This is a genomic window from Edaphobacter sp., from assembly GCF_035532915.1.
Taxonomy (GTDB): Bacteria; Acidobacteriota; Terriglobia; order Terriglobales; family Acidobacteriaceae; genus Edaphobacter.
Window position 1 is genome coordinate 1 of record NZ_DATKQC010000330.1, and the last position, 11035, is coordinate 11035.

Consider the following 11035-nt stretch of genomic DNA (forward strand, 5'->3'; position numbering starts at 1 on the left):
TGCTTTGAATCGTCCCCGTCCGCTCACCAGCCTTCGCCGATCCGCCCAACGCCAGTACCGTCGCAGCCACAGCCACTGTCGCCGCCCACCTGTTAAAACGAAGCCTCATCCGCACATCCCCCGGGGTTCTGATTGTCTAAATGGTCGAACTTCAATGGCATTTGCTAAACGTCATTCGAGAATTCAATTTTATCTTCTCCAAACAACCTTAACCTCCAAAATGCCCCTTCCGTATGTATCTTTTAGGTCACAGTTCCATTTCAGTTACTTCGGCATCATGAGGCGGGATCATCAGCTCGACCCCAATCCATTGTGTAATCATTGAGTTATGACGCTTGACCCAATTCAGCTCCGCGTTCTCGGTGCGCTCATCGAAAAAGAGATCACCACCCCGGAGAATTATCCGCTCTCGCTCAACGCCCTGGTCAACGCGTGCAACCAGCGCTCCAGCCGCGATCCTGTGCTCACGCTGACCGAGGACGAGGTGCGTCAGGCAATCCATTCGCTCGAAGAACTCCAGCTTACCGCTCCTGTCCACGACAGCCGCGTTCCCAAGTACGAGCACCGCATCCGCACCGTGCTGAACCTCCGCCGCGATGAGACCGCCGTCCTCTGCCTACTGATACTGCGCGGTCCGCAGACGCCCGGCGAGTTGCGCAGCCGCGCCGACCGCCTCTATACCTTCGATGACATCGGCTCCGTCGCCAGCACGCTCGATCGCCTCGCCTCCCGCCCCCAACCTTCCGATGATGCGCAGACTCCCGACACAACCGGTCCGCTCGGCCCACTCGTTGTCATGCTGACCCGCCAGCCCGGCGCGCGCGAGTCCCGCTACATGCATCTGCTGGGTGGCCCCGTCGCCGTCTCCGCGCCGCCGTCCTCTTGGTCGCAGCCTCTTCCCGATACCAGTCAAAGCGCAAGCTCTTCGCGCGAACTGCTCGCCAGCCTGCAGGAAGAGGTCACGGCCATGCGCTCGGTCATCGTGGCTCTCGAGCAGCGCATCACACAGCTTGAATCGCGTCACCACTCTACGTCTCTTCCCGGCGCGGAAGCTATAGACTAATCTTCAGTACACTGAGACATCCGCCATGCCCCGCACGCCTTCATCGAATACGGCGTCTCTCGCAGAGTCTGTGCAAGCAGCCTCTTTCAAGTCGCCGGGTCTGAACTTCGAGGCGCTTCTCGAGATCTCGCCCGACGCCATCATCACCTTCGACCGCGACTTCCGCATCACCTATGCGAATCCGCAAGCCGCTCGCGTCAGTCAATTGGATATCGATGGCTGCATCGGCAGGATCTACTGGGACGTACAGCCAACGGCGCGCGGCACCATCCTCGAAGAGAATCTGCTGGCCGCCATGCGTAGCCGCAACGCGCGCCAGTTCGAGTTCTTCTGCACCTCCGTCAATCTCTGGATGAACGTTCTGGTGACGCCCTTTGCGGACGGACTAGCGGCATTCTACAAAGACATCTCCTCAGCCAGGCTTGCCGCGCAGACGCGCAATGTCGCGGCCAAACGCCTTCAACAGACGTTCGACGCGATGCCCGATTCCATCGTCTGCCTCGACCGCGACTGGAGCATCAGCTTCGCTAACTGGCGCGCCGTCGACATGCTCGCCTCCGGCCCACTCACTGGCGAAAACTTCTGGCAATGCCTGCACCACACCTTGCAGGAGCCGTTCGGTTCCAACTATCGCAACGCCATGGAGCAGCGCACTCCGACCGAATTGGAGGCCTACTTACCCGAGCCGGTCAACCTGTGGCTCAACATCCAGTCCATCCCCTCCGACGACGGCATCATCATCTTCTTTCGCAATATCTCCGAGCGGCGACGCGGTGAAGAGGCGCTTCGCGAAAGCGAAGCCCGCTATCGACTGCTCACCGAACTCAATCCGCAGATGATCTGGATGGCGTCCGACACCGTCGGCGTAAGCTACGCCAACCAGCGCTTTCTCGACTACGCCGGCCTCTCGCTCGATCAGGCCACCAACCAGGACTGGCTCGCCATCATTCATCCCGATGACCGGTCTACCATCCGCGCAGCCTGGCAACATGTTCACGCCAGCGGCAAGATGTTGGACGTTCAACTTCGCTTGAAGCCCAGGTACGATGGAGAGTACCGGTGGTTTCTCTGCCGCGCGCTCCCAGTCCCCGACGATTCCGCGCACGATATTCGCTGGCTGGGTGTCTGTATCGATATCCACGACTACAAGCTCACCGTCGAGGCGCTCGGCACCAGCGAAGCCCGCTACCGCGTCTTGACGGACCTCAATCCGCAGGCCATCTGGATGGGAGATGCCGCTGGCAAGATTACCTACGCCAACCAGGGTTTCAGCGACTATCTCGGCTTTACCACCGCCGAACTCGACCACTGGATCACAGCCTTCCATCCCGACGACCGCGATCGGGTCCTCGATACATGGGCTGATTGCGTCTCCACCGGTGCCGAATACGATATAGAGGCCCGCCTCATCCGCGCCCACGACGGTCTGCCGCGCTGGTGGTGGATTCGCGCTCAACCCATCCGCGACCCATCCGGCGCTATTCTCTACTGGCTGGGCGTCGCCATCGACATCGACGACCGCAAGACCTTCGCCGAGACCCTGCTACAGAAACAGGTTGAGACCGAGCGCCAGCGTGCCGAGCTCGAGACCATCTACGATACCGCTCCCGTCGGCCTCGCGCTCTTCGATCCCGTCGAGTTCCGCTACCTGCGCGTCAACGACCATCAGGCCGCAATCATCGGCCTTCCCAAGGACAGGATCATCGGCCGTTCCATCCTCGAGATCGCTCCCATTAAAGATCTGAAGGAGCTGTTTCAGCAGGTCGCTGCCGGAAACCCGGTCAGAAATCACGTACTCGAAGGCGAACTCCCCACCCGCCCCGGCCAGCACCGCTTCTGGAGCGTCAACTACTCTCCCGTCTACGGTGCCGAAGGAAAGATCGAGGCCATCGCCGCGGTCGTCGTTGAGATTACCCATCAGAAGAAGGCGGAGAACGCTCTCATCCAGAGCGAGAAGCTCGCCGCCGTCGGTCGTCTTGCCAGTTCCATCTCGCACGAGATCAATAACCCGCTCGAAGCCATCACCAATCTTCTGTATCTGATCAATCTCTCCGACGATCTGCCGCCCTCTGCGCGAGCCTATGTGCAGACGGCGCAGAGCGAGCTCTCCCGCGTCTGCCAGATCGCCACCCAGACGCTCCGCTTCCATCGTCAGGCGGTTCGCGCCACCAATGTCACCGCCGCCGATCTGGTCGACGCCGTCCTCAACCTCTACCAGGGCCGCCTCGCCAATTCGAACATCAAGGTCGAGACATGCTACTCCACCAATACCCGCATCCTCTGCTTTGAAAACGACATTCGCCAGGTGCTCAACAACCTCATCGCCAACGCTATCGACGCCATGCGCCAGGGCGGCCGCCTGGTCGTACGTGCTCACGACGCATCCGACCGTTCCGACGCCTCCGGGAAAGGACGTCAGGGCATCCGCATCACCATCGCCGACACCGGCCACGGCATGTCGCAGGAGGTGCGTGAGCGTCTCTTCGAACCCTTCTACACCACCAAAGACCTCAACGGTACCGGCCTCGGCCTATGGATCTCCGCCGGAATCGTGCGCAGGCATCAGGGCCGCCTCAGCTTCCGCAGCACCCAACACCCTGTCCATCACGGCACCATCTTCTCGCTCTTCCTTCCGTGGGCCGAGGAACCATCTCCACCGGCTCCGTAGAAGCGCAAATCAATAGTCATGCATTGGTGCGGCCTCGTATGATGAACCTCATGTTCCCTGAAGCCTTCTGCCATTCCCTCCGCAAAACTCTCTTCGCTACACTTGGCACCCTGTTGCTGCTCTCCTCAGCCGCAGCCGCTGCTCACGCGCAAACGTCCAACACCACCCTGCTCGTCGACATCGACCACCGTGCCGCCACCTCGCTCGACGGCGACTGGCACACCATCGTCGATCCCTACTCCACCGGTCTCTACAACTTCCATCACGAGATCAAGGCAGACGGCTACTTCATGAACGGGACGAAGGCATACAACGGTGAGCCTCTCGAGTACAACTTCGCTCTTTCCCCCACGCTCAAAGTCCCCGGCGATTGGAACACCCAGCGTCGCGACCTCTTCTACTACGAAGGCGTCCTGTGGTACGAGAAGGACTTCAAGTACAGCCCCAAACCCAACACCCACACCTTCATCCACTTCGGCGCAGCCAACTATCGCAGCCACGTCTGGGTCAACACCAAAGCCGTCTGCGAGCACGAGGGCGGCTTCACTCCCTTCGATTGCGATATCACCGGCGTCGTTAAAGATGGCGATAACTTCGTCGTCGTCGCCGTCGACAACACTCGCTCCGCCGACGGTGTCCCCACGCTCCAGACCGACTGGTGGAACTACGGCGGCCTCACCCGCGACGTATCGCTCGTAGACGTTCCCACGCAGTTCATCGACGACTACGACTTACATCTCAGCCGCGCCGACCACAGCCTCATCGAAGGCTACGTCCACGTAAAAAACGCAACTCCCGGCACCGACGTCACCGTCTCCATCCCCGAGCTGCACGCCACCACGCACGCCACTGTCGATGCGAATGATCGCGCCGCCATCAAGCTCCCAGTCAAATCCCTCAGCCTCTGGTCGCCCGACAACCCCAAGCTCTACAAGGTCAACCTCGCCGCCGGTTCCGACCACCTCGAAGACGACATGGGCTTCCGCACCATCGAAACCCACGGCACCGAGATCCTGTTGAACGGCAAGCCCATCTTCCTGCGCGGCGTCTCCATCCACGCCGAAGCTCCCTACCGCACCGGGCGCGCCTACAGCGAGAAGGATGTGGACACCCTGCTCGGCTGGGCCAAAGACCTCGGCTGCAACTACGTCCGCCTCGCCCACTATCCTCACGATCAGCGCATGACCCGCGCCAGCGACCGCCTCGGCATCCTCGTCTGGTCCGAGATTCCCGACTACTGGGCGCTCCAGTTCGACAACCCAGCCGTCCTCGCCAAATCCAAACAGCAGCTCGGCGAGATGATCCGCCGCGACCGCGACAAGGCATCCATCATTCTCTGGTCGGTCGCCAACGAAACTCCCGACACCGAGGCGCGCACCAAATACCTCACTACCATGGCGAACCTCACCCGCCAGCTCGACCCCACCCGCCTCGTCACCGCCGCTCTGCTCGTCAAAACGCAGAAGACCGCGACCGGCTCCGTCAAGATCGTCGATGACCCGCTCGGTCAAGCGCTCGACGTCATCGGCACCAACGAGTACATCGGCTGGTACGAGCAGAAGCCCGCCGGGGCCGATACCACCACCTGGGACATCCGCTACCAGAAGCCCGTCATCATGTCCGAGTTCGGTGCCGCCGCCCGCGCTGGCCACCACGGCCCCGCTACCGAGCGCTGGACCGAGGAGTATCAGGCCGACGTCTACAAGCACCAGATCCCCATGCTCAACCGCATCCCGCAGCTTCGCGGCACAAGCGCCTGGGTTCTCATGGACTTCCGTTCTCCCATGCGCACGCTGCCCGGCCTGCAGGACAACTTCAACCGCAAGGGCCTGATCTCCGATCAGGGCGAAAAGAAGCAAGCCTTCTTCGTCCTGCAAAAGGCTTACAAAGACAAAACCCTAGGCAAAGCCCAATAAGCCGCAGCCATTGCCTGAGAACGTTAAGCCGTCATTTTGCTTAAGGGCACGGCTTCAGCCGTGCCGTAAGTCTATTCAAATGAATGGGGCTTTAGCCCCTGAGGTACGTCACTCTTCTTCTTTCTTCGGCTTATCTTCCGATGGATGACGTCGCTTCCACCACCACACGATCAGCGCGGCAAGAGCGGTAAACCCTGCCCCACCCGGCAGCACATACTTGATCGCCGCAGCCGGATCGTTCCAGAAAGTCTCCCACAGCCACTCCCAAAAACCCGGTACATTCACGTTCACCGTCGCAACATAGCTCGGGAGCAACTCCTGGGGATGTTCCCCAGTCTCGGTACGGACCATGAAGGCCTCAATCGTCAGTTTCTGATTTTTAGCAGGCTGATTCGGCTTAACGTTCCACGTCCATTTCGCCGAACTGTTGATTGGCACGGGCAGAACTGCGCCGACCTTCGGATCAATCTCAAACTCATCCGGATTGTCCGCCGTGAGTTGCATTCGCATGTAAGGGGAGACCTTGAGGACACCCTCCTTGGCCCCAGCCAGGTCATTGGGGCTGGTATCCGCAAACCCATGCAGAACGACCGTGACGACAGCCGTATCATGCAATTTCATCTGAGTTGGAATCACGTAGTCAATTTTTCCATTCTTAACCGCCCTCACCCATTGCGCTTGCAGTTCGCTCTCCCGGTAAGGATCGGCGCTCCCTGCTGCCTGTGGAGGAGGCGCTGCCGCAGCAGCCGCCGCAGGCGCGGTAGCCGCAACCGGCGGTATTTCTTCGGCCTCGGTCTGCCGCGATGAAGAAGAAGGCGGTGCCGCCTGCACCTCGGCGGCGAGTGCGGCTTGTGCGGCGTAATCGTGCGAGGTCCTTGGAGGGATTCCACCCTGCGGCGAACCGCCATTCCCTCCGAGGACGTTCTTAGCGGACACTTCCGCCGATTCAGCAACAGGCGGGTGACCCGCTGCCTTCGCAGCTTGCATCGACACAACGAGCACAACCGTGTTGGCGGACCCTCGCCGCCCCACACCATTCACCACCTGGCAGGTGGCCGAGATCATCCTTCCAGCAGCCACGCCCGTCGTGTCCAGCCGCGCCGTGGAGCCATCGGGATAGAGCCTTCCGCCATTGCTCGAAAAGCTGTACACCAGCCCTGCCGAGGCGCCGTGCACCTGGGCGGTTAAGGTCACGCTCTGCCCGGCGATCACGGTCGGCGACGAGACCACGCACTCCACCTTTGGCGGCAACATCGCTTCAATTTTCTTCGCATAGGCCGCATCCGCAGCGACCTGCGGTGCGCTCCAACCGGCACAGGGCAGCAGAAACAACGCCAGAAAACTCACGAATAAAAGAGAGGGCCCATATCTCCGGTTCATAGAAACCCTCCAGAAATCGAGTGGCGCTATTGTGAGCGTAAATCTCGCCGGTGTCCACAACTTTCCGGATTCCGCGACCGCTACATCTCCGCCCAGCGCCGCAGCAGGTTGTGATAAACCCCCGTCAACTGCACTCCCGCCGCATTTCCCGGAACATCCTTCGCCAGCGTTTGAATCGCCGTATCCAGATCGAACAGCATCGACCGATCGGCATCGCTGCGAATCATGCTCTGAATCCAAAAGAAGCTCGATACCCGCGCCCCACGCGTCACCGGCTCCACACGATGCAGGCTGGTCGCCGGATACAGCACCATGTGCCCCGCAGGCAGCTTCACCGAGTGCGATCCATAGGTGTCCTCGACGATCAGCTCGCCGCCGTCATAGTCCTCCGGGTTGGTCAAAAACAACGTCGCAGAAATATCCGTGCGAATCCTCTGCCCGGTCGTCACCAGTTGCCGTATCGCCGTATCCACATGCGTCCCAAAGCGGCCGCCGCCGGTATAGCGATTGAACATCGGCGGAAACACGCGCAGCGGCAGCGCCGCCGACATAAACAGTGGCGACCGCGCCAACCCTCCCAGCACCATCTCGCCCAGCTCCACCGCCACCGAATGCCCCTCCGGCAACTGATGGTTCTCCTTCACCTTCTGCGCCTGATATCCGGCCGTTACCTTGCCGTCCACCCAATCGGCGGCATCGAGCTTTGCCCGCGCCTGCTGCACCTGCGCCGCGGTCAACACATCAGGAATCGTAATCAGCATCGTCGTCTCTCCCTATCGCAAAAACCTTATCACTCTCAAATGCAGCGCGGCGAAGCCCATAAGACTCCGCCGCACCCAACAGCGCCCACCGCGCAAATCAGAACTTGAAGTTCACCCCAATCAACGCACTCAACCCCGCTCCCGGAATCAGATGGCTCGGATGCGGCTGGTCGATATAGAACCGGTTCAGCAGGTTGTAGATATTCGCCTGCAACTCCAGCCTGTCGGTCACCGGCCGCCGCATCATCGCGTTGAAGACCCAGTACCCCGGCACCTGTCGCATTGCCACGCTGGTGACGACATATCCCGGCCCATTCGGATTCGGCGCAAAGCCTGTCGGCACATACGGCACCGTCGAGCTCGCCGTCCGGCTGGCAACATAGTTGCCGCCCAGACCCGCGCTCAACCGCAGCGGAAGCCGTTGCGTGATAAACGCATTGAACGTCTGCTTCGGCACATTCGCCAGCTGATATCCAACCGACGCCGGATAAAACTTCGACGAGATCACGGCGCTATCGAGATAGGCATAGCCCAGCACCACATCGGTACCCTGCGGCAGCCTGCCCACCGCGCTGAACTGCACACCCTTCACCAACTGGTTGCCCGAGTTCACAATGTTGTTCGAGTTCGTCGGATCGGTCTCCTTGGCGTTGTCCTTCTCCGTGCGGAACCACGCACCGTCCAGCAGCAGCCGCTCGTTCAGCAGGCTATACTTCGCGCCGACCTCATACGTCTCGTTCTCCTCGGGAGCCAGCGAGCTCTTCGTCGTGGCCACACTCAGGCTCAGCGACTCGGCCGCCGGGTTGAAGCTCGTGCCATAGTCGAAATAAACGCTGCCATGCTTCGTGGGCTTGTACACAAACGCCGCACGATAACTCGGTTGCTTGTCCAGCCTGCTGATCGGCCCGATCGGCGCGCTCACCGTTCCGCCCGCCGGTGGAGCAACCGGCTGGTACGAGTTATAAACCGTATCGAAGTAATCCCAGCGAACGCCGCCGCTCAACTCAAACAGGTTCCCAAGATGAACCGTATCGACAAAGTAGATTCCAGCGCTCTGCGACTTCGTGTGCACCACCGTTGTGATGTACCCAATGCCGCCAAAGGAGTCAGCCGCATTCGGGTGCAACAGGTTCGTCGAAGGAACAGTATTGACCTTGTTGATCGTGTAGCTGGTACGGATCGGGTTCGATACTTCCTGCCCGCCTTCCACGCCGCCATCGAAGTCGTTCCGCATTCCCAATACCTTGAACCGCGCCGTCAACTCCGTCTGGTCCCAAAGATCGCCTTCAACGCTCTTGATCTGCAACTGGTTCCGATTCACCGCAATCGTCGCCGGATCGCTCGCAGGCGTATAAGTGCACGGCTGCTTCGGGTTGACCGCGCTCGTCGGGAGGGAAGCGACCACGCTGCCCACCGGCACACTCGCCGAAGCGTTCGAGCAGATCTGCGGCTCGGTGATCTGTGCCTGTCGCGGATAGTTCGCCCACCGAGCAATGCTATGCAGGCTCACATTCTCGCCGAACGCATGGCTCACCTTCGCCGTCAAAATGTCGTCGTTCGTCCTCAGATAGTTCTGGTCAGGGAAGCCATAGTAGTTATGCCGGATCGGCCCAGGAGCCAAGCCATTCAGCAGCCATGGCAATCCATAGTCCGGCGTGTCGCTTTCGGTGTAGTGGAAGTAGCTAATCGTGAACGGCGTCGTCGAGTTCAACCCGAACGAGACCGAAGGCGCGATTCCAAACCGGCGAATCTCTGCATGCGGCCGCCCAGCCACGCCGCCCTCCTGCCCTACAGCGTTCAACCGGAACGCCGATCCGCCATGTCCCACATCTGTCAGCGGCTCATTAATGTCGGCGGTAATTCTCCGCGTTGCGTCCGTGCCAAACTGCGTCTCGACATTCACAAACTTCTGCAGCTCTGGAACCTTGCTCTCCTGGTTGATGACACCGCCCGTCGATCCGCGCCCAAACTGTACGCCTGCCGGTCCTTCCTGTACTTCGACCTGATCGAAGTTGAAGCTGTCGCGGTAGTAGCTGCCAAAGTCGCGAATGCCGTCCAGAAAGATATCGTTGCGCGCGGTAAAGCCGCGAATGGTCAGGTTGTCGCCCTGCGCTCCGCTCTCGCCCGCCGCCATGCTGATGCCCGGAACATTCCGCAGCGCATCCCGCAGCGTCGAGTTGCCCTCATCATGCAGCACAAACTGCGGCACCACCTCCACCGTCTGTGGAGTATCGATCAAAGGCTCCGTAAACTTCGTCATCGACACCGCATCCGACAACCCCGCCGCCGTCACATCCACCGAGTCCGAGTAGCGCAGCCCCACCACCATCGTCGATGCATCCTGCGCCGCATAGCTCAGTCCCGTTCCTTCCAGCAGCAGCCGCAACCCTTCTTCCTCGGTGTGCAGCCCATTCACGCCATGCGTCTGAAATCCCGACAGCGTTGCCGAGGGCAGCGTCACCTTCACCGTCAGCCCGGTCACCTGCTCATAGTCCTTGATGGCCCCATCCAGCGGCCCCGCCCCGATATGAAACCGCTTCACCGGAAGGTTCGCCGCCGGTGCACCCGCACCCGCCGCACCCGCGCCAGCATCGTTGGTCACCGCCGCCATCGCGCCACGACTCGAACCCATCACCGCATATGCCGCCAGCGTCCCCATCGCCAACCACCCACGCCGACTCCCCACCTTCCAGCCGGCCTTCTTCGCACCCTTACTCACCATCTTCAACGTCGTACGCTTCACGTGCTCTCCTCAAAAAATCGAACCCTTGCGATTTACACCCATGCAGCCAGGCATCGGTATCGGTACCGAAAAACGCGCATACCTCGTCCTTGACCGCTTATCCTCAAAGTCCTCGCCCATGGCCGAAGCCACCGCAAAGACCCAAAGCTCGAAACCTGTTTACTTCTGTTGAAGGAGTTGAACCGAAGCCGAACGCCGCAGTTGCCCAGGTCGAAAGGCTGACCCTATAATCCAGACAACCTGCAACCGTCCGACGGCTTGCAGCCTCCAGATTCCCGTGGTCTCCGCCAAGAGATAACCCATGGGAATCTGGATCTTTCGTTCCAATCCTTACCGCTTACACCATCAAAAAAACATGAAGCTGAACTGATGAATTTGAATATACGACAAGATCAGTCCTAGTTCAATCAAAATATAAGACTAATTATGTCCGTATTCGAAGATCGCCCATTATCCCTCCAAAAAGCTGAAATTAAAGAAAAAGGCGAAGAGCCGAAGCCCTCC

General features: G+C 60.1%; 6 protein-coding genes. 3 read left to right on the forward strand and 3 right to left on the reverse strand.

Annotated features, from left to right (window positions below; translation table 11 throughout):
* Positions 1-328: 328 nt before the first annotated feature.
* Genes VMU57_RS15865 through VMU57_RS15875 form a run of 3 tightly spaced genes read left to right on the forward strand, consistent with a single transcriptional unit; the run spans position 329 to position 5647 of the window.
* Complete coding sequence (locus VMU57_RS15865; RefSeq protein WP_325385140.1) at positions 329-1063, forward strand: YceH family protein; 735 nt, start codon at positions 329-331, stop codon at positions 1061-1063.
* A 25-nt stretch (positions 1064-1088) separates the two neighbouring features.
* The gene (locus VMU57_RS15870; RefSeq protein WP_325385142.1) at positions 1089-3731 is read left to right on the forward strand and encodes a PAS domain-containing sensor histidine kinase; all 2643 of its coding nucleotides are present in this window, start codon (positions 1089-1091) and stop codon (positions 3729-3731) included.
* A 50-nt stretch (positions 3732-3781) separates the two neighbouring features.
* Entirely contained in the window at positions 3782-5647 is a 1866-nt protein-coding gene (locus tag VMU57_RS15875) for a glycoside hydrolase family 2 protein (protein WP_325385144.1), read from the forward strand.
* 108 nt (positions 5648-5755) lie between these two features.
* On the opposite strand, the gene VMU57_RS15880 is transcribed toward VMU57_RS15875, so the two are convergent.
* The 3 genes from VMU57_RS15880 to VMU57_RS15890 all read right to left on the reverse strand — a co-directional run bounded on the left by VMU57_RS15880 (position 5756) and on the right by VMU57_RS15890 (position 10531).
* A complete protein-coding gene (locus VMU57_RS15880) occupies positions 5756-7027 on the reverse strand; it encodes a hypothetical protein (protein ID WP_325385146.1) in 1272 nt (423 codons plus the stop codon).
* Between the two features lie 80 nt (positions 7028-7107).
* Complete coding sequence (locus VMU57_RS15885; RefSeq protein WP_325385148.1) at positions 7108-7788, reverse strand: Fe2+-dependent dioxygenase; 681 nt, start codon at positions 7786-7788, stop codon at positions 7108-7110.
* A 97-nt stretch (positions 7789-7885) separates the two neighbouring features.
* Positions 7886-10531, reverse strand: coding sequence for a TonB-dependent siderophore receptor (locus tag VMU57_RS15890; RefSeq protein ID WP_325385150.1), 2646 nt, complete (start codon positions 10529-10531; stop codon positions 7886-7888).
* Positions 10532-11035: the final 504 nt, after the last annotated feature.